General features: G+C 47.3%; 18 protein-coding genes and 1 other annotated feature. Of the genes, 15 read left to right on the plus strand and 3 right to left on the minus strand.

What is annotated here, in order from left to right; all coding sequences use genetic code 11:
- Position 1: 1 nt before the first annotated feature.
- The gene (locus FJQ58_RS10510) at positions 2-523 is read right to left on the minus strand and encodes a DUF4358 domain-containing protein (RefSeq protein ID WP_139993056.1); all 522 of its coding nucleotides are present in this window, start codon (positions 521-523) and stop codon (positions 2-4) included.
- A 155-nt stretch (positions 524-678) separates the two neighbouring features.
- Between FJQ58_RS10510 and FJQ58_RS10515 the strand changes: the two genes are divergently transcribed.
- The 6 genes from FJQ58_RS10515 (at position 679) to FJQ58_RS10540 (ending at position 8590) form a co-directional block, all read left to right on the plus strand.
- The gene (locus tag FJQ58_RS10515; protein WP_139993058.1) at positions 679-882 is read left to right on the plus strand and encodes a diguanylate cyclase; all 204 of its coding nucleotides are present in this window, start codon (positions 679-681) and stop codon (positions 880-882) included.
- An 886-nt stretch (positions 883-1768) separates the two neighbouring features.
- Positions 1769-3553 carry a sensor histidine kinase gene (locus tag FJQ58_RS10520; protein ID WP_139993060.1) on the plus strand — a complete coding sequence of 595 codons (1785 nt, stop codon included), beginning with the start codon at positions 1769-1771 and terminating at the stop codon, positions 3551-3553.
- A gap of 17 nt (positions 3554-3570) precedes the next feature.
- The gene (locus FJQ58_RS10525; protein ID WP_139993062.1) at positions 3571-5160 is read left to right on the plus strand and encodes a response regulator; all 1590 of its coding nucleotides are present in this window, start codon (positions 3571-3573) and stop codon (positions 5158-5160) included.
- 202 nt (positions 5161-5362) lie between these two features.
- Entirely contained in the window at positions 5363-6715 is a 1353-nt protein-coding gene (locus FJQ58_RS10530; protein ID WP_139993064.1) for an ABC transporter substrate-binding protein, read from the plus strand.
- A 135-nt stretch (positions 6716-6850) separates the two neighbouring features.
- A complete protein-coding gene (locus FJQ58_RS10535) occupies positions 6851-7732 on the plus strand; it encodes a carbohydrate ABC transporter permease (protein WP_139993066.1) in 882 nt (293 codons plus the stop codon).
- Between the two features lie 15 nt (positions 7733-7747).
- Entirely contained in the window at positions 7748-8590 is an 843-nt protein-coding gene (locus FJQ58_RS10540; protein WP_139993068.1) for a carbohydrate ABC transporter permease, read from the plus strand.
- Here FJQ58_RS10540 and FJQ58_RS10545 read toward each other — a convergent pair.
- A complete protein-coding gene (locus tag FJQ58_RS10545) occupies positions 8587-9888 on the minus strand; it encodes a DUF3895 domain-containing protein (protein ID WP_139993070.1) in 1302 nt (433 codons plus the stop codon). The genes FJQ58_RS10540 and FJQ58_RS10545 overlap by 4 nt on opposite strands.
- 341 nt (positions 9889-10229) lie before the next feature.
- Between FJQ58_RS10545 and FJQ58_RS10550 the strand changes: the two genes are divergently transcribed.
- The 5 genes from FJQ58_RS10550 to FJQ58_RS10570 all read left to right on the plus strand — a co-directional run bounded on the left by FJQ58_RS10550 (position 10230) and on the right by FJQ58_RS10570 (position 18319).
- Positions 10230-10892, plus strand: a complete 663-nt coding sequence (locus FJQ58_RS10550) for a pentapeptide repeat-containing protein (protein WP_162341418.1) — start codon at positions 10230-10232, stop codon at positions 10890-10892.
- A gap of 290 nt (positions 10893-11182) precedes the next feature.
- On the plus strand, positions 11183-14833 hold the full coding sequence (locus FJQ58_RS10555; protein WP_139993074.1) for an S-layer homology domain-containing protein: 3651 nt from the start codon (positions 11183-11185) through the stop codon (positions 14831-14833).
- Between the two features lie 745 nt (positions 14834-15578).
- Positions 15579-16976 (plus strand): threonine synthase, encoded by a 1398-nt coding sequence (thrC, locus tag FJQ58_RS10560; RefSeq protein ID WP_139993076.1) that lies wholly within the window; start codon positions 15579-15581, stop codon positions 16974-16976.
- Between the two features lie 147 nt (positions 16977-17123).
- Positions 17124-17780: a DUF4085 family protein gene (locus FJQ58_RS10565; protein WP_139993078.1), complete on the plus strand. Its 657-nt coding sequence runs from the start codon at positions 17124-17126 to the stop codon at positions 17778-17780.
- Positions 17781-17851: 71 nt separating this feature from the next.
- Positions 17852-18319: a DUF5412 family protein gene (locus FJQ58_RS10570; protein ID WP_139993080.1), complete on the plus strand. Its 468-nt coding sequence runs from the start codon at positions 17852-17854 to the stop codon at positions 18317-18319.
- A 646-nt stretch (positions 18320-18965) separates the two neighbouring features.
- Here FJQ58_RS10570 and FJQ58_RS10575 read toward each other — a convergent pair.
- The gene (locus tag FJQ58_RS10575) at positions 18966-19736 is read right to left on the minus strand and encodes a hypothetical protein (RefSeq protein ID WP_139993082.1); all 771 of its coding nucleotides are present in this window, start codon (positions 19734-19736) and stop codon (positions 18966-18968) included.
- Between the two features lie 135 nt (positions 19737-19871).
- Between FJQ58_RS10575 and FJQ58_RS10580 the strand changes: the two genes are divergently transcribed.
- The 4 genes from FJQ58_RS10580 (at position 19872) to FJQ58_RS10595 (ending at position 24260) form a co-directional block, all read left to right on the plus strand.
- On the plus strand, positions 19872-20414 hold the full coding sequence (locus tag FJQ58_RS10580; RefSeq protein ID WP_139993084.1) for a GNAT family N-acetyltransferase: 543 nt from the start codon (positions 19872-19874) through the stop codon (positions 20412-20414).
- Between the two features lie 25 nt (positions 20415-20439).
- On the plus strand, positions 20440-20913 hold the full coding sequence (locus tag FJQ58_RS10585) for an SRPBCC family protein (RefSeq protein ID WP_139993086.1): 474 nt from the start codon (positions 20440-20442) through the stop codon (positions 20911-20913).
- A 76-nt stretch (positions 20914-20989) separates the two neighbouring features.
- Positions 20990-21244, plus strand: a binding site (T-box leader).
- 85 nt (positions 21245-21329) lie between these two features.
- Positions 21330-23015: a glutamine--tRNA ligase/YqeY domain fusion protein gene (locus FJQ58_RS10590; RefSeq protein ID WP_139993088.1), complete on the plus strand. Its 1686-nt coding sequence runs from the start codon at positions 21330-21332 to the stop codon at positions 23013-23015.
- Between the two features lie 174 nt (positions 23016-23189).
- Positions 23190-24260 carry a hypothetical protein gene (locus tag FJQ58_RS10595; RefSeq protein ID WP_139993090.1) on the plus strand — a complete coding sequence of 357 codons (1071 nt, stop codon included), beginning with the start codon at positions 23190-23192 and terminating at the stop codon, positions 24258-24260.
- Positions 24261-24302: the final 42 nt, after the last annotated feature.

The raw sequence follows: 24302 nt of genomic DNA on the forward strand, positions 1-24302 counted from the left end.
GTTATTTTTGCTCGAAGTAGGAGTCGAATTCAGTTACAAACTGGTCGGCACTTTCGGAAATAACAAAAAATACGTAATTGCCTTTGGTTACGAGCTTGTAGTTTTTGGCATTCTCATATTGGTCTTGGAGATACGTTTCGAACGTTTTTTGGATGTCCTCCGCACGCTTCTTAATGCCAGCCTCAACGGCAGCGATATCCTTGGCATCCTTGACTTTGAAAATAGCGACCTCGTTTGTCTTGACGTTCATCATCGGCGACATAATCGTATACTCCTCAAGCAAAGCGGGGTCGAAGTAATACATTTGCTTAACCATATCGCCTGTCATTTCGATTAACGCAGGCTGCTCAATTTTGGCAAGCATGCCGTCAACCATCTCTTTAGTTGTCTTCGATGTTGTAAATTGGTTTTCTTTATGGGCGGATGAATTGGAATTGGCATCGGAATTTTTGGACCCAGAGCATGCGGTTAGAACGAGCCCCAGCGCAATCACGAGCATAAAAGCAAAATAACTTTTTTTCAATGTAATCAATCTCCTCGGTGTTTATTATTTTGTTTTTCAAAAGGTAAAAACGGAAATTAGCCCGTTAATGTTGCAGTTTATATTATTATGGTAAAAAATAACGAGAGTAATGCATCGGCTATTTCCTCGTTTTTACATATCTAATTCATTGATCGATGCTGTTTCTTGATTTAGATCGTTTTAAATATGTGAACGATACACTGGGGCATTATGCCGGAGACTTATTGGTTCAGGAGGTTGCCAGCCGTTTGCAGGCGCAGGTAGGATTAGAGCAGTTTCTAGGCAGACGAGGCGGTGACGTCTGCTCAGACCATGAGGGGATATTTTGGTTGTGGTCAAGCTTTCGATATAAGCAATAAAATATGGATAGTAAAAATCTCAAACAAGGGGAGTAGCCTGTGTTGAGATTTTTTTTAGTTAAACTAGTAAAAAAACAAGGGTTGCTTAATTTGCTATGAGTTATAAGTTACAGGATATGATGGAGCTGAAACTAGCTGCTGCAGCTATGATGGGCAAGTTTGCGTGCCCGTGTAGCGACCTATTTGTCATGCGTGGAATAGCGAGCGTATTTCTGAAGGTTGAGTGATTAGTTACTCTTTTTGTCTGAGCATGCAAGGTAGCTGGGTTGTTGGTTAGAATTTGTGAAATAGATGGAATTTCTCCCGCTAAAATAGCAAAATTCACTCGAAAAATGAATTAGATGGAATTAGTCCTGTTAATCTAACCGTCATACGTCACTTTAGGGGGAATCCTGCGAAATAACGGGAGAAAATCCCGCTAAATGTCCCGAAAATCTAAAATCCATTGAAATAGCGGGAGGAATTCCTGCTAAATCAAATAGAGTGTATCGAAAAGTAAAGAAATATTTACATAAAGGTAATTTTGATTAAGTGCAGCAGCAGTTGCCGTAAGTTTCCTATACAAATTGAACTTAAAGAGTGAAGGGTTAGCGAAGGGCGAGGATCGTTTTGGAGAAACGTAATTTTCTAATCAGCTTATAAAGTTTCAGTCGTCAAATCATAAGTTACTATTTGAACATACATGGTTTCAGCAGATTTGAGCGTTATTAAGAAAATTGGGGCAGGGAGTGACCAATAAATAAAACATTTTCATCGTTTAGCCTGCTTCTCCTTGCGTTCGTTCCATGCATTCTATTTATTTTGATTGATTAACCGCTTACAGGGCTTTATATTATTTAGTAAACATAGTAAAAATACGAATCTGCTTAAGGGGCGTCAGGTGAACATGGTTAAGCAGTTTAAACGATTCGAATGGTTCAGGAATTTGTTAATCCGCAATAAAATCACGCTAGTTTATGTTCCGCTCATTATTATCCCGCTCTTTGTACTCGGCTTCGCGTCCCATCATATTTACACGAATGCGATTGTTGAGAAAACGGTAAAAAACGCTTCTGACAATTCCTCGCTCATTATTACGCAAATTAATGGGATTTTGACGAACGCGATAAGCTCGGCCAATATGCTGACGTTGAATTTAAATAAGGTGCTTGTAGAAGAACAGACGAGGGGTCAAGTGTCGGAGTTGCAGCAGTACACGAAGATTACGAACCAGCTCAGCTTTGCGCTGGTCGTCTTCCGGGATGTGGAATCGGCTGCTTTTATCGATCAGGAAAACCGGATCTATGGCTCGAATCTTGCAATGGAAAGCGAAGCAGAGCTGGCAGCCAGCAGCGCGATGCTGCAGCGGCTGAGGCAATCCAATGGCGCTAATTTGTGGTTTCCAATGGAGCGAAGAGAGTATTTGGTCACGGACAAAGGCGAGCCCGTCCTTACGCTTGGCAAACGAATCGTCAACATAAATACGGGAGCGCCGTTGGGCTATATTATTTTGAACATCCGTGAGAGCGCTTTATCCGCAGTGTATAGAGATATAGGCTCGATTAAGGAAGGGTCCTATTTTATAGCGGACGGAGAAGGGCGAATCGTTTCCTCACAAAATAAGGACGCGGTTTTGCAGCAGATTGAAGAACCGGGCCTGCGGAGCTGGGTCGTGGAAAGCGAGGAGCTAACCGCTGTTCACACCACAGAGCAAGGCAAGATGCTGCTGATCAGCACGGCGATTCCTAGCTTGAATGGACGGCTGATTTCGATGGCGCCTTATGCTTTGCTGACGGAGGATACTGGCAAAATTACAATATTGATTATATTAATCGGGCTTGTCTGTTTTGTCTTTGCCTTAATTGGAGCACGGCTCCTGTCCAATGTCATCGCGAAGCCGATTGTTCATTTGTCGCGGCATATGAAGAAGATTAAGGAAGGCAATTTGGATCAGCAGCTGGAGGTGGGCTCGGGGGATGAAATCGGTTTGCTGGCTTCAGGCTTCAATACGATGATGGGGCGCATCAAAGAGCTGCTTATGAACATAAACGCCGAGCAAAGGAAGAAGCGCGAGTACGAGCTGGCGCTTATGCAAGCACAGATTAAGCCGCATTTCCTATACAACACCTTGGATGTCATTTATACCTTATCGGAGATGGGACGGACGAGGGATGTGCAGCGGACGACAAAGGCACTGGCTGACTTTTACCGTGTGGCGCTAAGCCAAGGAAAAGACCAAATTCGGCTGGAGGATGAAATTCGCAGCGTAATGGATTATTTATCGATTCAGCGGATTCGGTATTCCGATGTGTTTGATTTTGAGATTAATGTGGGTCCTGATGTGTTGAATTGCACCATTCCGAAGCTGACGATTCAGCCGCTCGTCGAAAATGCGATCTACCACGGTTTGAAAAACAAACCGACCTTCGGCCAGCTTACCATCGAAGCAAGACGCGAGGAGCAGAAGGTTATTTTAACCGTTAAGGATGACGGTGCGGGCATTACGGAGGAGCGTCTCCTGCGGATTAAGGGAAGCTTGAATGATTCAAGCCAGCAGGTTGGCTATGGCATATGCAGCGTGAATGAACGAATCAAATTGTATTTCGGAGAGCAGTATGGCTTGCTCATCGATAGCGAGAGCGGGCATGGCTCCGTGGTAACCGTGGAGCTTCCATACCAGACGAGCGATTGAAGGGGACGAGGGAATAGATGCAAAAAGTAATGATCGTGGATGACGAGCTTATTTTTCGTGATTACTTGAGGACGGTGCTGGATTGGGAGACGCTTGGTTTCACAATCAGCAAGGAAGCAAGGAATGGAGTCGAAGCGCTTGCGCTCATTCATGAGGACTGCCCCGATATCGCCTTAATTGATATTACGATGCCGTTTATGGATGGTCTGGAGTTGTCGGAGAAGCTGAAAGAGCAATATCCCGAGGTGAGCATCGTGCTCATTACCGGTCATAACGAATTTGAATATGCCCGCAAGGCGCTCAAGCTCGGTGTCGAGGATTATATTTTGAAGCCCTTCTCCAAAGACGAGCTGCTGTTGACGCTGGTCAAGCTGCGTCAGCAATATCAGAAGGCGCAGGAGGAGAAGCTGACGCTGCGGGAAAATACGGAACTGATGAAGGAGAGCTTTCTTGGTCAATTGATTAGCCGTGAATACGCGCTGTCGGAGGAGGAGACGATCAGGCGGCTTCAGCAGCTCGGCTTTCAAGCGGAGCCCGGATTTTATGTGATCGCCTGCGTGGAGATTGATCATATGGACCGGAAGTGGGGCAAGGCAAGCGATCGGCTGCTTATGAAGTACGCGGTGACGAATGTCCTGAATGAAGCGATGGAAGAGAGCGGCAACCATTTGATTTTTAACGGTCCGGAAGGGCGCATTCTTTGTTTGGTTCGGCATCAGGGCGAGCAGGGGGATGTATTGCCTTCATTGGAAGGCTACAAGAAGCTTTGTTTTCTAATTAAAAAATATTTGAAATTTACGATTACGGTTGGCGTTGGGCGCAGCAAGGAGGGAATCAAGGGGGTTCACGCCTCCTATGGTGAAGCGCTCGAAGCGCTGCAAAACAAATTTGTGCTGGGGCATGACCGTGTGATTGCCTATGGCGAGCAGTTGCCAAACAGCGTCAATGAGCCTTTTTATCCTACCGAGGCTAATGAAGAGCTGCTTGTCCTGCTTCGGCTGAACAGCTGGGAGCAGCTCGAGCGCAAGTTGGATGATCTATTTCAAACGATACGCGAGCGGCGGCTGTCCATTGATTATATCTATGTCATATGTATGGGGCTTATATCGGTGAACCTCTCCTACTTCGAAGAGTCGGGCCATCCGATTGCAGATTGCTTTGGGGAGCAGTTTTATCCGTATAACGAGATTCGCAAATTCGAGTCGGCAGAGCTGACGTTTGATTGGATCAAGGAGCTGTTTCACAAAGCGGTTGTATATAACAGCAAGCATCGCAACACCCGCTCATCCAAAATAGCCAAGTCGGCGAAAGCGTATATCGAGCAGAATTACGCTGATCCGAGCCTACAGCTCGAGCAAATTGCGCAGCATGTGTTTATTAATGCGAGCTATTTGCGCGCGGTATTCAAGAAGGAGATCGGCATTACGGTTAGCGACTATTTAACCCAATACCGGATGCAGCAGGCTAAGGAGTTGCTCGCTCGCAACACGGTGCGGCTAACGGACATAGCGGAGAAGGTCGGATATAATGACCCAGGGTATTTTAGCAAAAGCTTCAAAAAGTTTTATGGATATTCGCCCAGCGAATACGAGAAGAGCCGCCAATAGCGGCTCTTTATTGGTTAAAAACTGCGGATTTTACCAAAAGTGCGCAGTTTCTTCATTATCTAATGCAGTGGAATTCTTTATACTCGGAAATGTAAAGAAACGCAGAACGAGCAAGCAGAGGCTTCTAATGTGAGCGTACAGAAAGCGTACAAAAAGCGTACAAAAGCGGTGTTTGCCAGACTAAACTTTAGGGGGAAAAGCAATGAAAAAGATGGCTATTTTTATGATGAGTCTTTGTTTGGTATTCGTGGCTGCCTGCGGCTCCGCGGGCAATAATGAGGCAGCTAACAACAAAACGACCGATGAAGGAAATAAAGAGACGGCGACGAATGCCGCACCGGAAGAGACGAAAGCGGAAGAGGCCAAACCGGTTAAGCTCCGTATTTACGCACAGTATGCGGATGACGACACGAAGCTTCCTTATGATTATGCAGTAGCAGAGTTAAAGAAGGAAATGCCAAACGTGGAGCTGGAGCTGGAAGTGCAGGCGCAGGATGACGGCCAAAAGCTGAAAACCTATGCGGCAACAGGCAACCTTCCTGACATTTACCAAGCGGGTCTGGATATCATTACGACGTTCAAAAAATCCGGCAATATTTTAGAACTGGATTCCTATGTAGATGAGCTGGGCTTCAGAGACAAAATGTATCCGAGCACGATGAACACGCTAGTGGCAGACGACGGCCACACGTATGCTTTCCCTTACGCGGGAAATGAATTTGTATTGCTTTATTACAACAAAGAGCTGTTTGAACAAAATGGCGTGAAAGTGCCAACGACTTACGATGAGCTGATGACGGCTGTCAAAGCGTTTAATGCAGCGGGCATTACGCCGATGTCTTTATTCGCCAAAGAAAAATGGCCAACGGTTGCCTTGTTCGATATGTTCGTGACCAGAAACGAGCCGCAAGGCATCTTGAAGCTTGATAAAGGCGAGGCAAGCGCAAGCGACCCTGCTTACAAAGAAGCTGCTGACAAAATTATTGAGCTTGTTAAAGCCGGCATGCTTCCGAAGGGCGCAACGAATCTAAACTATGACCAAGCAGCTGCTCTATTCCACCAAGGCAAAGCGGCCATGTTCCTGAACGGACAATGGGAAATCGCAGAATCAACGAAGCAGCTTGGCGACAAAGCTGGCTGGATGTACTTCCCAGGCAAAGATGCTGCGAACTACGAAGCTAGCAAATATGCGTTCAGCGGCGGCGGCGGTCCTGGCGGCTATGCGGTAAACCCGGATACGAAGGATAAAGATGTGGCAGCGAAGGTTGCAGCGTTCCTATCCCTGAAATATGCAGAGTACAAATATACGGAGCGCGGCAATCCGCTCGTATCGACGAAGGTTGATAAAGCGATCGTTACGGAATATCCGCCAATGATGAAGCAGTTGTCCGATGACATTGCTAAGATTACAAGCACTACTTCGTTTGCATGGGGCTTGTCGGATGCGAAGTTCAAAGCAGCGATCGAGGATGCGTCGCAAAGCTTGATGACTGGCGCATACAGCTCGGAGCAATTCATTGAGGATGTAAACAAAGCCATTCCGGCGGCAAAATAAACAACGGCTGCGGAATGCGGAATAGCGGTTAAGCGGGATAGAACTCACTCCAATTAGGGCATGGGGTGGGTTCTAGCTCTCTCTAGCCAAAGGACTGCGTCCAAACCAAGTCAGACTAGCAGAGGAAGTGATGGAATGAACAAATTTCTAGGAAACAAAACAGCAATTCTATTGTTTATATTGCCGGCTCTTCTTCTGTACACCGTCATGGTATTTTATCCGATTGTACAAACCTTTTTCCGCAGCATGTACGAATGGGATGGACTCTCGGAAGGCACTTTTATTTGGTTCGACAATTATACGAGGTTGTTCCAAGACAGCTTGTTTTTCACTTCACTCAAAAATGGCCTTATCTTCGCTGTCATTATTACGGTAACGCAAATTGGGATCGGTTCGATTCTTGCGTTCGCTGTTGCAGATGCTAAATTCAAGGGTCGCAAACTATTGCGCATCAGCTTTTTTATACCGGTGGTTCTTTCAATCACGGTTGTATGTCAGTTATGGCTATCCATTTATAACGGTGAGTATGGACTAATCAATAAGATCTTTGAAATGATTGGACTTGAATATAAGCAGGATTGGCTATCCAGCAGCAAGTCGGCGATTGTTGCGATTGCATTCGTCAACGCTTGGCAGTATATGGGCTATCATTTTGCCTTGCTGCTTGCAGGAGTGAAGTCTGTCCCTGAACAATATATGGAGGCTGCCCGCATCGACGGCGCTACTAAGCTGCAAGCCATATTGAAAATCAACATTCCGATGATGGCGGAAACCTATAAGTTTTGTCTCGTGTTTGCGATTACGGGTGGGCTTAACGCTTTTGCCAATATGTACATTATGACTAGCGGCGGTCCAGGAACATCGACGTATACGCTCACTTATCTCATGTATCGTTCGGCTTTCCGCGTAGGAGAGTTTGGTTACGGCAGTGCCGCGGCAGCGATTCTCGTCATCGAATGTCTCATTGCGACGCTGATTATTAACCGGCTGATTGCCAGGGAACGAATTTCTTACTAGAGGAGGTGGACAGAAATGACGTGGATGATGAAGTTAAGGAAAAGCAACCCAGGCATGCCCATCTTTTTGTGGCTGTACGCGATATTGTCCGTATACCCGCTCGTTTGGATGATCTTTTATTCCTTGAAAAACAATGATGAGATCTTTGTTACGAACCCGTTTGGTCCGCCTATGCATTTGCGGTTCGAAAATTATGTAGAAGCATGGTCGAAATACAATGTTCCCGTTTATTTCATGAACAGCCTGCTCGTAGCGGTGGCTACAGTTGCGGGAGCGATCCTGCTTGCGGTCATGTTCTCGTATGCGGCTGCGAGGCTGCGCTGGCGCTTCAGCAAGATTGCCCATACGTATATTCTCGTAGGCATGTTTATCCCGATTCAAGTGATTATGATTCCGCTGGCGATTTTGGTGAGGGACTTGAATTTGGCGAATACGTACGGCGCGTTAATTGTTCCGTACATCGCTTTTAATATTTCATTTGCATCTATGGTGTTCTATGGCTTCTTCCGGAGCATTCCGATTGAGATGGAAGAGTCGGCTTGCATTGACGGAGCGAGCATTTACCGAACGTTCTTCAGCATCATGCTGCCGATCATTAAGCCTGCGCTGGCGACAATGGTTATCTTTATTTTTCTAAACTCCTGGAATGAGTTCACGATGGCCGTGATCCTTATTACGAAAGAAACGTTAAAGACGCTGCCGCTTGGTTTGCTGTTTTTCCAGGGGCAATTTACGACGGATTGGGGCGCTATGGGGGCAGCGATGACCATTGCCAGCTTGCCCACAGTATTGATTTACATTCTGTTTAGCGAACAGGTTGAAAATGCGCTTACCGTAGGCTCGGCTGTAAAAGGCTAATGCTGGTCTTTGCTATTGGAATAAACGCGGTCCTCGGAGTTTCCGTTTACGAGCTCGCATAAGCCTGAGGCTGCCAGCTTGTCCAGATATGCCGCGACAGCGATGTATATGGCGGGTTTGCCCGTAGACATTCGCACATCCGCAGTAAGCTTCTGCTCGATCATGAAATTGGAGATGGCGAGCGTGCTGATTCTTCCGTATTTCAAAGCATCATCGACTACGCGCTGCGCCGATTGCGCCAGGTAGAATGGGCTTGAGCTCTTTGCTTGCGAGCCGCTGAGCTCCGCTTCTCGCAATGCGGCGGCTCCCAGCTTCTTGCCGGCCTCCTCAAAGGTGCGAGCATCGCGAGAAGCTGAGGCGGCCGCTGCTGGCGGCTCGGAAGAGGGCTCGCCAAACACAAACGCCCCTTGGCTTTCCTTAGCGTCATCGAATACGAACGCCCCCTGATTGTTTTCTGCCTCATCGAATACGAACGCTCCTTGTCCACCGCCGGTTTCCTCAAAGCTGAAGGCGCTTTGGGAAACGCTGGATGGATCAAAACGGAAGGAGCTTTGCGCAACATCAGCGTCATCAAAGGAAAAAGCACCTTGTGCTGCCTCAGGTTGATCAAAGAGGCTTCCGTCTTCGTAGGCGGGCTCAGGCTCATTGGGTTCAGGCAAGGGTGGCGCTTCTTGATTGTAATAAGTTAAAGCGGCTGCCAGCCGTTTTTTTCTGCTTGCGAGATCAAGCTCATGGAGCCTGCTGCGCATGCGGGCAACCTGACGATCAAGCAGCGGAAGCTTGGCGTCCATATGCGCCTGGATATCCGCAGGAATTTCGAGTTCCGCAGGGAGCGGCAAAAACAAATGCTGATCAAGCTGCCAGCCGCCCTGATATTTGCATAACATTTCATTTAGCTCGCCATCGAGCACGTCAAAGCCCTTCATAATGTCCGAAATCGCTTTTGCGTCGATGCCCGTATGGAGCTGTAAATGCTCGATGCCGAAATAACGGACGGTATTCGTTGGCAAATGAAGCACTTGATGCTGATAGCGCAAGGAGCGCCCGCATTCGCATTTCGTATGGGGCGACACCTCGCCGCTGTCTGTAAAGCCGATATAGTCCCATTCCTCTATGAAAGCGGCAATGTCCTCAAATTGAGCATCCTCAGGAATAAATTGGCATTTTTTTCTCGCAAGCTGCCTGGCAAACAACGTTCTTCTGCCCCTAACAAGCTCGTGATGCAGGAAATGCCGCTGGTCCTCCGTCAGAGTCCCCATGATATGGTCGCGCTGCTCCAGCGTGATATCGTATTTCATCTCGCACCTCGATTCTGTCCAATCACAAAATATTTGCTTAGTTGAATATTGAATTGTTTATCTGCTATTTCGAATCAATGATTTGGTTTATTCGGAGAGTAAACCTCCATTTATTCACATTATAGATGGGGAGCGGGAAGAAGTCATTAGCGATATCGAGCCATCTCCTAATTGCTTGTCATTTCCCCCGAACGAAGGCTGGAGGGCTATTATCTCATTTTATGAATTTGAGAGGAATGGGAATGTAAGGTATGATACGAAGTAGAGCATTTCTTACGATATTCAAAGGTTTCTTCCCACCGCTAAGGCTACTTCATTATAAAGGCAGGTTACCGAATCCTATGACCAGTAAAAGAGAGAAAATAGAGTCTCCCAAAATTCCGGACCAGCTCCAAGCCCTAGACGTCCCCGATTATGAGTGGTCGGATGATTATGAAATTAGCGACAGCATCATTCAGGATTGCGGCATTCACAATCAGTCGGCCTATAAGCCTTGCTTCGACCGGGTCGTGTTCAATAATGTGGTATTCCGGGGGACAAGCCTACGCAAAGCGGAGTTTACCGATGTCCGCTTTGAAAACTGCGATTTAGCCAATATCGAGCTAAGCGAGGCAATCATGCACCGCGTTTCCTTTCACAATTGCAAGCTGCTTGGCATGGATCTTACAGGAGCGACGCTCCGCAATGTTCGTTTTGATCAATGTATCGCCGATTATGCGGTCCTTCGGTTTGGGAATGCGAAAGGCGTTAAGCTGGAGAAAAGCTCATTTGCCAAAGCAGATATGTCTAATATGACCTTATCCAACTTTTACTTAACGGAGGTAAATATTGATCAAGCGCAGCTGTCTCAGACGAAGCTTGGCGGGATTGATATCAGTACCTGCGAGTTCAATGGTCTTGGAGCGTCGCTTGAGGATTTGCGCCGCTGCATCATATCGCCTGCACAGGCAATCACATTCGCAACGATTTTTGGGCTTGTGGTGAATGACGGCACGCTATCGTAAGCCGAGCCGCTCAACTGAAGCATGAAATGAAGATGACACTCGCAAAAAGGCGGCTGTCATCTTTTTTGCTTTCTAATGAGAGTTCGGAAGGAGTGCAATAAACAAACCTCAGTGAACATATCTGTACCGAAATCCCTGAGAATCAAGGCACTGCCTACAGTTCATTGCGGTTGTTATTGTTCAGTTGAAGAGGTGCGGCAACTCCGTTATCATTCGGGGTGACGTTCTACATACAAGGTTGAAAGCGTATTCAGGGATGGGCGATCAACAATTTTAAAGGAGGAGTATCTTTGTTTACAAAAAAGAAATGGTTGTCTATGATGCTATGCGGTACGCTGCTTGCATCGTTCCTAACTTCGCTAACGCCTGTCTATGCAGCGGACGGCGGAACGACAGTAGCATCAGGCGAATTTACGGAGCAGGAGTTGAAGAATAACGACTATATTCTGTATTTCGTCAATGCAGGTGACACTACGCCTGCGACGGTAGAGAGCGGCGATAAGCTCGGGTTATATAGCTCTGTGACGGAGCAGATGTATGGAGTGGATCCAAAAACGTCAAAATCTTGGGGCTTGGTCACGACCACTACTGGGACGAGCGTTCGCGATGCGGCTGCAAAGATGGGGTCACTGAGGTATTACAACGGGACACAAGTAAGAGACAAGGCGATTGCTTATAACTTCGAGCTGCCTTCAGGCGATTACGATGTGACCTTCGGTTTCAGCAACCCATGGAGCGGGAGAAGCGTGAATCTGCTGCTGGAAGGCAATAACGTATCCAAAGGAGACCTCGACATTGGAGCAGAGGGGGCGGAGAAGGTTGTCACCTATCGCAAAATAAGCGTCACAGACGGTCAGCTGAATGTCCGCATCCAAGGGCCGGCATCGGCAGCGCTGTCTAACTATAATGATCCGCTTATTAACTATTTGATCATTCGCTTGAACGTTACGGTTCCGCTCTCTGATCTGGAGAGTAAGCTTGCGGCAGCCAAAGCAGAGATCTTAAATCCAGACTATACGCCTTATAGCGTGGCTGAACTTAACGCCGTGATTAATGACGGAGAGGCGCTAGTCGAATCGCTTCGTAACAGCGGCGCGGATATTACGGAGCTTGCGGTTCAAGAGCAGATTATTGCAGCAATTGCAGCCTTGAACAAAGGGATATCAGAGCTTGCGGCGAGTGAGGTATATGATTCCTTTAAGCCGGGTGCGGTATGGAGAGATACGAATGGCGCACTGATCCAGGCGCATGGCGCAGGCATGATGTACGATGAGCAGACGGAAACCTATTACTGGTACGGCGAGGATAAAACCTACGGCTATTTGCCGGCTAGAGGCGTGCGCGTGTATGCGTCGAAGGATTTGTACAATTGGGAGGACAAGGGACTTGCGCTAACCGCGATTGCGTCTGCGGATTCTTTTGTCAATGACCCGCTTATTTCGGAGTTGTATCAAGGCAGAACGGACCAAGCGGATATTTTGAACGATATCGGCATCGATCGGATTATTGAACGCCCTAAAGTCATGTATAACGATAAAACGAAAAAATACGTCATGTGGATGCATACCGACGGTCCAAGTGCGACCTCGACGGCGAACTACGCCAAGGCAGAAGCGGGCTACGCGCTTAGCGATTCGCCTATCGGACCGTTTGTCTATCAAGAGAGCCACCGGATGGATCAAGCGCCGGCAGGCGCGACAGACAATGGCCAGCCAAGCCAGCCAGGTATGGCACGGGATATGACCTTATTCAAGGATGATGACGGCACCGGTTATTTGGTTTATTCAAGCGAAGAGAACCTGACGATGTACATTTCAAAGCTGAACGACTCCTATACGGATGTGGTCGGCTGGCACAAGGATGGCAATGAAGAGCGGGATACGGTTTACAAAGCAGTGCATGGCGTAGATTATGTACGCGTATTTCCACTAGCGCAGCGCGAGGCGCCAGCACTCTTTAAGTATCAAGGCAAATACTACATGATTACGTCCGGTGCAACCGGCTGGGACCCGAATGTAGGCAAATATACAGTGGCTGACAACATCATGGGCCCATGGAAGACGATGCGCGACGTTGCGCCGGAGAGCTCGACAACCTTTGGCTCGCAGAGCACTCAGGTGATAACGGTGGATGCGGCAGCAGGTAAGTTTATTTACATGGGAGACCGTTGGAATAAAAACGATTTGGCGAATTCCCGTTATATCTGGCTTCCGATCGAGTTTGGCCAAAATGACGAGATCACTCTTCGCTGGCATGACGAATGGTCGCTCGATTTGCTGGATGGCATGGGAAAGGTAGCGATTAATACCGCGCTTCCTACGAGCACAACCATAGACAAAGCGCCGGCACTCCCGGCGACAGTCAATGTCACGTTATCCGATGGCACGAAGAAGGACACGCCGATTGCTTGGTCGGTAAATGCCTCGTCATTCTCGAAGCCAGGCGTGGTCCGCATTGTGGGTACGCTAACGGAGCTTGCAGGCAAGAAGATTGAGCATCAGCTGTATGTCATTCCGGAAGGCAGCGCTTATTTCGTTAATGCCGGAGGAGCCGAGACATCGGATTATAAGGATATCATCGCTTTGATGGGCGAGGAGAACGTTCTTAACGGAACAGCTATCGACCAAAAGTATGATCCGGCGAATGGCCAAAGCTGGGGGTATGTCGGTGAAAATACAGACACCGCTGGCACGAGCAGCGGGAATATTTTTACTTCTTTGCGGTATTTGAAGAGCAATTCGGGTAATGACTTGACTTACCGGTTCGATATCGAAAATGGAGATTACGATGTTTATGTGGGCTTGTATGATCCATGGTCCCAATATTCGAACGGTAAGCGAATTGCAGATATTATTGTAAACGGATCGGTCAAGACAACCGGTTATGTCTTCACGGCAGCAAGCGATGTGCTGGGTTACGCTGATGTCGCGGTTGATGCTGGCAAGCTGGAGCTGACGGTACACCGCTCGGCAAATGCAGGCACATCCAGCTCCGATCCGCAAATCAGCTGGATTATGGTGACGGAGAAGGCGGGCACTGTCGTTGAGCCGACGCCAACGCCGACGACGAGCCCGTCACCAAGCCCAGAGCCGACGCCGACGACAAGTCCGTCGCCAAGCCCAGAGCCGACGCCGACGACAAGTCCGTCGCCAAGCCCGGATCCGACGCCGACGACAAGTCCGTCGCCAAGTCCGGATCCGACGCCGACAACGAGTCCGTCGCCAAGTCCGGATCCGACGCCGACGACAAGTCCGTCGCCGAGCCCGGACCCAACGCCGACGACGAGTCCGTCGCCAAGTCCGGATCCAGTGTCCACGCCGACAACGAATCCAACGCCAGGTCCGGTTTCGACGCCGAGCCCGGCGCCAACATCAACTGCAGTGCCAAGCCCAACGCCAGAGCCGGTGATTAGCTTCCCTGATACTTCGGGACACTGGGCAAGCGAAGCGATAAGCAAGCTGGCGGAGAAGGAAATACTGGGAGGGTTCCCGGATGGCAGCTTTATGCCGAACAAGCAAATGAGCAGAGCGGAATTTATGGCCGTCATGTATAGAATGCTTGGTTTGAATAGCTCCGAGAAGAAATCAAGTTTTGGAGATGTGCCTGAAGCAGCTTGGTATAACAAGTATGTGAATGGGTTGTACGAAGCCGGTATCGTTACGGGCTTCCAGGACGGCAGCTTTAAGCCAAACCAAGAGATGACGAGAGAGGAAGCTTTTGTTATCTTGCATAGAGCGCTGAAGGACCAGCTGCCGACAGTTGCAGATGCAACGACATCTTCCTTTAAAGATGAAGCGGGCATATCCAGCTGGGCTAGAGAAGCGATAGCTGCGTTAACTGAAGCGGGTATCATTAACGGCTACGAGGATGGAACCTTGCGTCCGAAGGACAACATTACACGCGCGGAGATCGCAGCAATCGTAGCCGGTTTTGTGAAGTAGCGAATAAATAGGTAAGACTGATTGTTAATGATAGGGGCTATTTCCGAAGCAGTTAATACTGCTTAATGGGATAGCCTCTATTATTTTGCAATGGCAGTAGTCGACTTCTTTTTTTGCAAGATGCCAACTTTGTTTGAAACAGCGATTCCCTCGGCTATCCTGCACGCCTGCATTAACTTCGACGTTTTCGTACTCTTGACTAAATTTATATTGCACATTTGCAGGAACTTAACGGGTCTTAGCACCAATTCAGTCACGACGAGTGGCCTATCTTGTATGGAATACAGGATAGCTGCAGCTCAGTCTCATTAGTTAGCTCCTATATTGTGAATGTGCAGGATAGCCCGACTAGATAGAGCCAATTGATGTGCAGGATAGCCCGACTGGATAGAGCCAATTGAATGTACAGGATAGCCGCATTAGATGAAACCTATAATGTATGGATGCAGGGTAGAAATCCAGTAAGTGCTTGCTATCAAGCTGAGGCGCAGGATTTGTTCATCAGGAGTTTGGTTAGCAGGCATTAGAGAGTTCCTTGTGTTGCTCCAACGTGTCTGGCATGCTCGAGAGAGCTTGTACGTATTTAAAATTTGAATCCGCCATAACCAAAGGCTGTCTTTCGTTTATTTTTAGGGGATAAAAATGATATAATGGAATGAAAAGATTCGATTATTATGGAAAACGATGATATGATTTAAATAACGAAATTGACGATAATTGTGCGCATGTAGGAGGCTATTTACAGATGGAGTACATCAGTACAAGAGGCAATGTAGGCAAAATTGGATTTATTGACGCGTTTATGATGGGCCTAGGCAACGATGGAGGCCTGCTTGTTCCAAGCGAAATTCCGGTTATTTCAGCAGAAACCTTGAAGAAGTGGCAGGAGCTTAGCTATCAGGATCTTGTGCTTGAAATATTCTCGTATTACACGAATGGCGAGATTCCCGAGCAGGATCTGAAGGATATGGTCTACGCGAGCTATTCGACCTTCCGTCATCCGGAAGTGACTCCGGTCCATAAGCTGAAGGATGATCTTTATTTGCTTGAGCTTTTTCATGGCCCAACTTTTGCTTTTAAAGACATTGCCCTGCAATTCATGGGTCAGCTGTACACCTATGTAGCCGCGAAGCAAAACAAGAAGATTCACATCCTAGGAGCTACTTCGGGCGATACTGGCGCATCGGCGATTGAAGGGGTCAAAGGCAAGGACGGCATCAAAATTTGCATTTTGCATCCACATGGCAAAGTAAGCAAGGTGCAGGAGCTGCAAATGACGACGGTACAGGAAGACAACGTACTGAACTTGTCCGTAGATGGCAACTTCGACGATTGCCAGCGGATGATCAAGGATTTGTTCGCTGACCTGGACTTCAAAGCGAGCAACCATTTGGCGGCGATCAACTCGATTAACTTTGTACGGATTTTGGCACAAACCGTTTATTATTTCTATGCTTATTTTCAAGTTGCAAAGCAAACGGATGCTAAGCAAGTAAACTTCAGCGTACCGACAGGCAACTTTGGCGATATTTTCGCGGGTTATCTGGCGAAGCGCATGGGATTGCCGGTTGGCAAGCTCATTTTGGCAACCAACGAAAATAACATTTTGGAGCGCTTTATCCTTGAGGGCGTGTACAAGCCGGGAGATTTCCGCAGTACGTACAGCCCATCGATGGACATCCAAGTAGCAAGCAATTTCGAGCGCTACTTGTATTACGTGCTTGGCGAGGACGCTGCGCAAATTAGCACGCTAATGGAGCAGTTCAAATCCGAAGGCCAAATTGTTATTTCCGGCGAAGCGCTTAGCAAAGTGCAAGCGGAATTTGGCGCGCATGGCGTACAAGGTCAAGAATGCTTGAGCACAATCAAAGCCTATGAAGCAGCTAACGGCTACCTGCTCGACCCGCATTCCGCATGTGGTGTAGCAGCGGCTGACAAATACAGTGATGGCAAGGAAATTACGGTCTCGCTTGCAACCGCTCATCCAGCCAAGTTTAACGAGGCTATTGAGCTATGCGGCATTGAGCAGCAATTCCCAGAACAAATCGCGTCGCTATTCAGCAAAGAGCAGCGCCAGACCCGTGTAGACGGATCGCTTGCGGCGGTTGTTAGCGAGTTGGAAGCTTTTTATAACGCGAAGTAGTCGCAATTTAGCGATGTGATACTGCAGCAAGAGGGAGAAATCCTTCTGCTGCAGTTTTTTTGTGTTGTTCCAATGAACATGGTAAATTTAGAGTATATTTTCCAATTCATGCGGTACAATTCTACAATGCTTACGGAGGCAGCAGATTTGAAATATTTCACAATAGAGCGCTATAAAGAAATGCAGGTCAGGGGTTACTTGGTCTTTCCGGAAACAGAAATGGACTGGTTGAATGACTTGGCATGGTACGAAGCAGAGGGCATTAATATTGCAGCGGTATCGATGGAGGATTTAGAGCAGCGCAAGCCAGATTTGCTTACCTTCTTGCCAGAGGTCTTCCATCCTTACATCCATGACGGCACACTTAAATCCAGCTATCCATCCGCAGAGCTCAGAGCGATTGCTCAGCAATGGAACAAAGATTATGATGCTCGGACGAAAGAAGTTGGGCTGGCATACCGAAGCGCTTATTCTCAGATTAGAGCCAAGCTTGCGGAGAGCGCAGTACAGCTGCATGAGAAAACGTTGCATGATGCGAATGTGAAAGCATTGGAGCGACCGTCGCCGGATATGTTGATTCTGATATTGGATTGCAGCGGTTGTTATCATTATTTCACTGATGTGAAAATTACGTTCTCTGGCGTTAAGCTGCACCAGGTCCCTGATCAACTCGTTGGTGCATACTGGCTATATGACGAAATTTATGCGACTGAGAATGGCTTCGAATTGCATGTGCTGTTCGATTCCCCTTTGTCAGAGCTGACGCTTGCGGCTGAAGCGGTCAGCATTGAAGTGCTGTCGTGATAGCATCCATATAGAAAGTTGATGGAAAATAAGAATATTATCCTCTAGAATTTGATGGAATTTCCTGAAAGGTGAGGCTGAATACGAAAAAGTTATGGATAGTTATTTCTTCATTGGTCATTTGTATTTTCTCATTTCTAGTGTATCAAAATCTTAGCTACGAATTTGAATTTGAAAAGGGAGTTAAAGATAACGAGCTGGTCTCACCTTCTGGGGACTATACAGCTCAGGTTTATTATCATTATTACGGTGGTGCTGCTGGCGGCGTAAATGTGTCTGTAAACATTATTTCTCACAAGGAAAACAATGCTAAGAGTACTGTATATTATAGTGATGCAAAATCAGATTTTCATATCGATTGGACCGAGAACAACAAGCTATATGTTAAAAATGCGAACGGTGCTGAGGATCGAAGTATAATCCTGGCCATTGGTAAAGATATCTACGATGAGAGCGGGAATGCTTGTTTCAAATATAAGATCAGTAAGAAGTATTCTTGTTACAGTAAAAAATCTAAACACATTCCTATGGTCAATTAGAATGGGATAAATAGCTAGTAAGACACAACCATTTTTTAGTCGTCTGCTGAGTCCTTATCATTCTCTTTAGTTTACCTATCCACTTGAATTACATGGAATTTCTCCCTCTAATTCGAAGGTATTTAGGCTTTCTGGGCAATTAATGGGAATTTCTCCCTAAAATTCCGGATAATTTGCCTAAATGGACGTAGAACGGCTACATTAACAGGACAAATTCCATCTATTTCATTTATTCAGAGAATATTGTTAACTTAACGGGATAAATTCCTGCTAAATCATAACCATTCTATAGTCCTACTTGTAAGACAGAGGATACGACCCTGATCGCTATATCCAGGAGGGACATATGATCGTGAACGACAAGTTTGTCGATAAGGAGAAATGGCAAAACGTTCGCGCACGGGGCAGGATGCTATATGCGATGCGATAGACCTTATATTTCCTGCTGTTTTACGCGGTTCTTCAATCGGGATTGTTCTTCTTTAGCGATAAGAAAATAGATCTAACAGGTCTAGCAGCTATACTTGCGATCTCTTTCGTTATGGGCATAGTTGCTTCTATCATCAAATGGTTTGAGTATGTGCGGAAATATAAAGCGTAATAGTGCGGGCAATAGCTAAATAAACGGGCCCTTTGAGCAATTGACTTATGGATCAACAAGTAATAGTTTATTATCCGTAATAAATTTCATGCCCGGATGGGCGCTGTAAATGACCGTGTAATCGGAAACGGCACTGCTTCCCTCAAATTCATCCCCAGCATTAAAGACCAGGAACGGTATATCGTAATTGTAACCCAACTCTATCTGGAGCTGAAAGTAATAACGCTGCGTGCCCTCCACTTCCAAAATAAAACCGGGATTGCGTTGTTCACCATACTTGGCTTGCAACCATTTACGATTGATTTCCAGCTCCATCCCGTTCCAGCGATAGTTTTGCGAATCGGTGCCGCTTAACACGAGGTTCCCGGGACTGGCACTATAGTTGCCATTAGGAGTTGGTGTGGCTTCAGCTTCGTAGAGATGAAAGTTCAGCTCCGAAAACTCATTGTGGATTCGTTTGGCCTTAACGATCGTTTTAGTCGAATCATTGACTTTATAGCTGATGAGGTAAGTGTAGAACGGCGAAAACTCGTCGGCTTCGTCAGTAGCGAGTATTAACCTTTCCAAAGTGCCGTTGTTCTCCCGTATCCCATTTACTTCTCCATACCTCATATAAAGTGAAGGGCCGTTCGCGTTTTCGATAAAGACAGTCTCTCTCTCGCGGGGCCCAAGGGAAAAAGGATCAAGAGAACTAAGCACGTTTATGGCTATAATAACGATAACCATAAGAAATATAGCGGCCGGGACGGCAAGAATTAAAACAGCATGCACCAGGCAAGATTTTTGTTTTTGCGAATTTTCATTTACAGTATTCATATCATCCCCCCATTGAGCCGTTATGCCGTCGGTCATCACCCCGACTCTTTGTTAACGCTATCAAATGTTTCTTTTTATTTATATATTATACTAAAGACCCACGAAATGGATATCTAGAATAAGAGGTGATTTTACATGCGTATTCTATCTCTAACGGAAGACAACAAGATTATGCAAGAAGAGGCTGCACGATTGCTGCTCGAAGGTTTTGCTCATGCTTGGAATGACTGGAACGAATGTCTGCTCGAAGTAGAGGAGTCGTTGCAGGAGGATCGAATTAGTAGAGTAGCTGTGCATGAGAATGGACAGGTCGTCGGCTGGATTGCAGGAGCAAGCAATTACGGAGGAAACGTATGGGATTTGCATCCGCTAGTTGTTCATAAGGACTATCAAGGCCAAGGGATCGGCAGAGCTTTGGTTGCGGATTTTGAAAGCTGTGTGAGTGAAAAAGGCGGCATGACGATATTTCTCGGAACCGATGATGAGGACAATGGAACGTCGCTCTATGGACAGGAGCTTTATCCTGATGTGCTGGAGAACCTAAAGCAGATTCAAAACCGAAATCATCACCCGTTTGGCTTTTACGAGAAAGCAGGTTTCACCGTTGTAGGGGTATTGCCGGACGCGAATGGCTTTGGAAAACCGGATATTTTCATGGCGAAGCGCGTAGCTAAATGAGATAAAGCGTAGAGGGAGGATGGCTATGTCAGCAGTGATAGAGACAGTTGGTACAGGCTTTCGCGTTCGGCTCGAGCGCAGACCAGAGCATACCGTGGAGGAGGTTTGGTCGTGGCTGACCGAGAACGATAAGCTTTCGAGATGGTTCCCTGAGCTGCGGGTCGAAAACCTGCGAGAGGGCGGTTTGATCATGTTCGATATGCAAAACGGTACGTTTGAGCAGATGGAGATTACAAAGCTTATCTCGCTTTCCGTATTGGAATATACGTGGGACGAGGATCGGGTCCGTTTTGAGCTGTATCCGGACCATAATGGCTGCCGCTTGGTATTTACCGAGGAGCTGAACCGGGTGACAGAGCATACGCCAAGGGATATCGCAGGTTGGGATGTCTGTCTGGACGTTATTGAAGCGTTGATGAACGGCCGAGAGATCGTTTCGCGGAAGGACATCTGGCAAAGCAAATATGAGCGTTATGCTAAGGTTTTTAAAGAGCTATAAAGCAATATTACTTGATCATCCCTGCGTATGCCGATTTACAAAAGGGCATAGTATTTGTTAACATAGATAAAATATCAAAAAGGCGATGACGAGAAGAGTAAATAAAGCCATTCCTGCACAGAGAGCCCCGGCAGCTGAAAAAGGGCAAGGCATGCTTTATTGAAACAAGTCTCTGAGCATCACACCGGAACCTGCGAGTAGGGGATGCTGTGACGGGAGCTCCTGTTATAGAGCTAGAGTATAAGCATCCATTGGTGCCGTACTTGAAGAGGTTCATATGGCGACATATGAACGAATCTGGGGTGGCACCGCGAAAAGCTTCGTCCCCAAGACGCAATGTCTTGGGGGTGAAGCTTTTTTTTTGTTTTTCGCAGGAGGTCAGAGAGGACAGTTCCGACCACTAAGGAGGTTATGCCATGAGCAGCGAACGGGAAGCGAATACGGAACATTTTTTGGATAAAATCATTCAAGAGGATCTTCAAGCAGGTGTGTTTGGCCGTGACATGTGCACGAGATTTCCGCCGGAGCCTAATGGTTACCTTCATATCGGCAGCGCGTATGCGATTCATACGAACTATGCAATTGCGCAAAAATACAAGGGGCGGTTTCATTTGCGTTTCGACGATACGAATCCTTTAAAGGAGGATATCGAGTATGTGAACGCGATTATCGAGGATATGAACTGGCTGGGCTACAGTCCCGGCAGCCATATTTATTACGGGTCCGATTATTCGGAAGAGATCTATGAGGCGGCGATTACGCTGATCAAGAAAGGCAAAGCATATGTATGCGAGCTGCCGCCGGAGGCAATGGCCGAATATCGTGGCACGCTTACCGAGCCAGGTACAGACAGCCCCTACCGTAATCGTTCCGTAGACGAGAATCTAGAGCTGGTCGACCGGATGAAAAATGGAGATGAACCGGCCGGCTCCATGGTGCTGCGTGCTAAAATCGATATGAAATCGCCGAATATCACGTTAAGGGACCCTGTGATTTACCGCATTATTCATGCCGAGCATTACCGTACCGGAAATGCTTGGTGCATGTATCCGATGTATGATTTTGCCCATCCGATTCAGGATGCGATTGAAGGCATTACCTATTCGTTGTGCTCGATTGAATTCAAAGACCATCGCCCTTTATATGAATGGGTCATGCGTGAGCTGGACATTGCAGAGCCTCCCAAGCAAAGGGAATTTGGAAGATTGAATCTGACGGGTGTCGTCACGAGCAAACGCTATTTGCGCCAGCTGGTTGAAGGCGGCTTCGTGGACGGCTGGGATGATCCCAGATTGCCTACGATCCGGGGGCTTAGGAGAAGAGGCATTACCCCGGAGAGCATTCGGACATTTATAGAGGATATCGGGATGATTCGGGCGCAAAGCTCGGTGGATATCGCAATGCTGGAGCATGCCGTAAGGCAGGACCTAAAGCCGAAGGTCAAAGGGGTCATGGCTGTTATCCGGCCGCTAAAGGTGGTCATCACCAATTATCCGGAGGGGGAAACCGAGCTGCTTACGATCGCTAACAGCAGCGAAAACGAGGCGCTGGGCAAACGGGAGGTCCCTTTTTCCAGAACCTTATATATCGAAAAAGATGATTTCATGGAACATCCCGTGAAAGGTTTCCACAGGCTGGCACCCGGCTCAGAGGTGAGGCTAATTGGAGCCTATTTCATTACCTGCGAAGAGGTGGTCAAGGATGAAGAGACGGGAGAGGTAACCGAGCTTCACTGTACCTACGACCCACAGACCAAAAGCGGCTCCGGATTCACTGGCCGGAAAGTAAAGGGCACGATTCATTGGGTATCGGCGGAGCACGCGGTGAAGGCGGAAGTGAATCTGTATGAAAGCTTGCTGCTTCCCCATGAAGAGGCGCCAAAGGATGGCAGTGAGACTGAATGGAACAGCATTTTGAATCCAAATTCGTTGAGTGTGGCCAAGGATTGCTTGCTTGAGCCGTTTGCCGTCAGACCTCAGAAGGAGGATAAAATCCAGTTCGTGCGGCATGGTTATTTTTGCGTGGACCATCGGCATACGACGGAGGAGAAGCTGGTATTCAATCGTATTGTTCCTTTAAAAGATACATGGGCGAAAAAATAAGGACCGTACGATCGGAGGCGGGCGGCGGCTTGGCAAGCAACCCTGATCAAATTCCGAAAGACATATTCCGATAAGGATATGTCTTTATTTTTATTGAGCAGTCGGAAGGGGAAGTGGTAAAATCATACAAGGAAGCGCGGAATTTGAAATCGTTATGAGATGAGGGGGAGTACGATGAATTTAACCAAAATACGTTCGTTGCTGCCCGTGATCCTCCTCCTATCCCTGCTCCTGCCGGCTGGGGCTCATGCAAATGGAGGACCGCTTTATTATCCGGCTGACGGCTACGGTTTGCTGCGAATGGACGAACATTCTAATATTAGCTTAGTTCGAGAGAGGGTTATGTATACGGTCTCTAAAGGGCCTAATGACCATGGAAGCCGTGCGGAAGTAAGCGTGGAATATGAGCTGCATAATCGAAATAACGCCAATAAGGACGTTGAGGTTTTGTTTCTGACGCCATCTCGAGAATCATTATCCGTAACTGAAGGGGGCGAGCTCATCCCGACGAGCCTGGCGCCTGAATTGCGGCCGGTAAACTGGAAGCCTCTAGTGAAAAATACAGTCATAGAGCCTTTAAGCGGCAAGGAATTAACTCTATCCCACTATGGAGACGGTCATAGCCAGACACTAGGAACACGGTTTCCCTTATCTTTCAAAGAGGGGGAGATCAAAAATATCGTTGTTCGTTATGTGGAGCAAGGAGGGATGTATGAGAAGGGCGTGATTCAGACGATCTATTCCCACTTGTACTATTTAACGCCAGCTGAATTTTGGGAAGGGGAGCCTCAGGTCGAGTTGGAAGTGAAGTTATATGCGCCAGACAGCAAGCTGCATTCGAATTTGCCGATGGAGCAAACGGGGCCAGCCACTTATAAAGCGACTTTCAGCACGCTGCCTAGCGAAGACTGGTATTTTTCGTACATCGTTCCGAAACGGCTCCTCTTTCCAACGAATATGGAGATGGACCACAATCTGATGGTGCTTGGATCAGTTGTCCTGATGTCTGCGATAGCGGCAGCGCTTGCACTTTATTTGCGGAAAAGCTACCTGTTCACCATTAGTTCAATTGGAATTTTGTCGTTTACGGTCTTTTATATATCCAAATTAGGCGGTTATCCGTTTAACTTTATTTTTGTTACCTTTATCGATCTTTTGGTGGCGGCAGGCCTTCTGGCTTGCCAGATTTGGATCGGGAAGAGAAATAATCGCTATCGCCAGATTTCGTTAAAAGATGACAAGTGAGCCGCTTTCTTTTAAAATAATGAGATTCGACGTAAACTGTAG

The organism is Paenibacillus paridis (genome assembly GCF_006345825.1).
In the GTDB taxonomy this organism is placed as follows: Bacteria; Bacillota; Bacilli; order Paenibacillales; family Paenibacillaceae; genus Pristimantibacillus; species Pristimantibacillus paridis.

What these genes read in the sequence shown, in the direction of transcription:
- FJQ58_RS10515 (WP_139993058.1), top strand. Translation starts at nt 679, where the DNA reads ATGCTGTTTCTTGATTTAGATCGTTTTAAATATGTGAACGATACACTG.
- FJQ58_RS10520 (WP_139993060.1), top strand. Translation starts at nt 1,769, where the DNA reads ATGGTTAAGCAGTTTAAACGATTCGAATGGTTCAGGAATTTGTTAATC.
- FJQ58_RS10525 (WP_139993062.1), top strand. Translation starts at nt 3,571, where the DNA reads ATGCAAAAAGTAATGATCGTGGATGACGAGCTTATTTTTCGTGATTAC.
- FJQ58_RS10530 (WP_139993064.1), top strand. Translation starts at nt 5,363, where the DNA reads ATGAAAAAGATGGCTATTTTTATGATGAGTCTTTGTTTGGTATTCGTG.
- FJQ58_RS10535 (WP_139993066.1), top strand. Translation starts at nt 6,851, where the DNA reads ATGAACAAATTTCTAGGAAACAAAACAGCAATTCTATTGTTTATATTG.
- FJQ58_RS10540 (WP_139993068.1), top strand. Translation starts at nt 7,748, where the DNA reads ATGACGTGGATGATGAAGTTAAGGAAAAGCAACCCAGGCATGCCCATC.
- FJQ58_RS10545 (WP_139993070.1), bottom strand. Translation starts at nt 9,888, where the DNA reads ATGAAATACGATATCACGCTGGAGCAGCGCGACCATATCATGGGGACT.
- FJQ58_RS10550 (WP_162341418.1), top strand. Translation starts at nt 10,230, where the DNA reads ATGACCAGTAAAAGAGAGAAAATAGAGTCTCCCAAAATTCCGGACCAG.
- thrC (WP_139993076.1), top strand. Translation starts at nt 15,579, where the DNA reads ATGGAGTACATCAGTACAAGAGGCAATGTAGGCAAAATTGGATTTATT.
- FJQ58_RS10575 (WP_139993082.1), bottom strand. Translation starts at nt 19,736, where the DNA reads ATGAATACTGTAAATGAAAATTCGCAAAAACAAAAATCTTGCCTGGTG.
- FJQ58_RS10580 (WP_139993084.1), top strand. Translation starts at nt 19,872, where the DNA reads ATGCGTATTCTATCTCTAACGGAAGACAACAAGATTATGCAAGAAGAG.
- FJQ58_RS10585 (WP_139993086.1), top strand. Translation starts at nt 20,440, where the DNA reads ATGTCAGCAGTGATAGAGACAGTTGGTACAGGCTTTCGCGTTCGGCTC.
- FJQ58_RS10590 (WP_139993088.1), top strand. Translation starts at nt 21,330, where the DNA reads ATGAGCAGCGAACGGGAAGCGAATACGGAACATTTTTTGGATAAAATC.
- FJQ58_RS10595 (WP_139993090.1), top strand. Translation starts at nt 23,190, where the DNA reads ATGAATTTAACCAAAATACGTTCGTTGCTGCCCGTGATCCTCCTCCTA.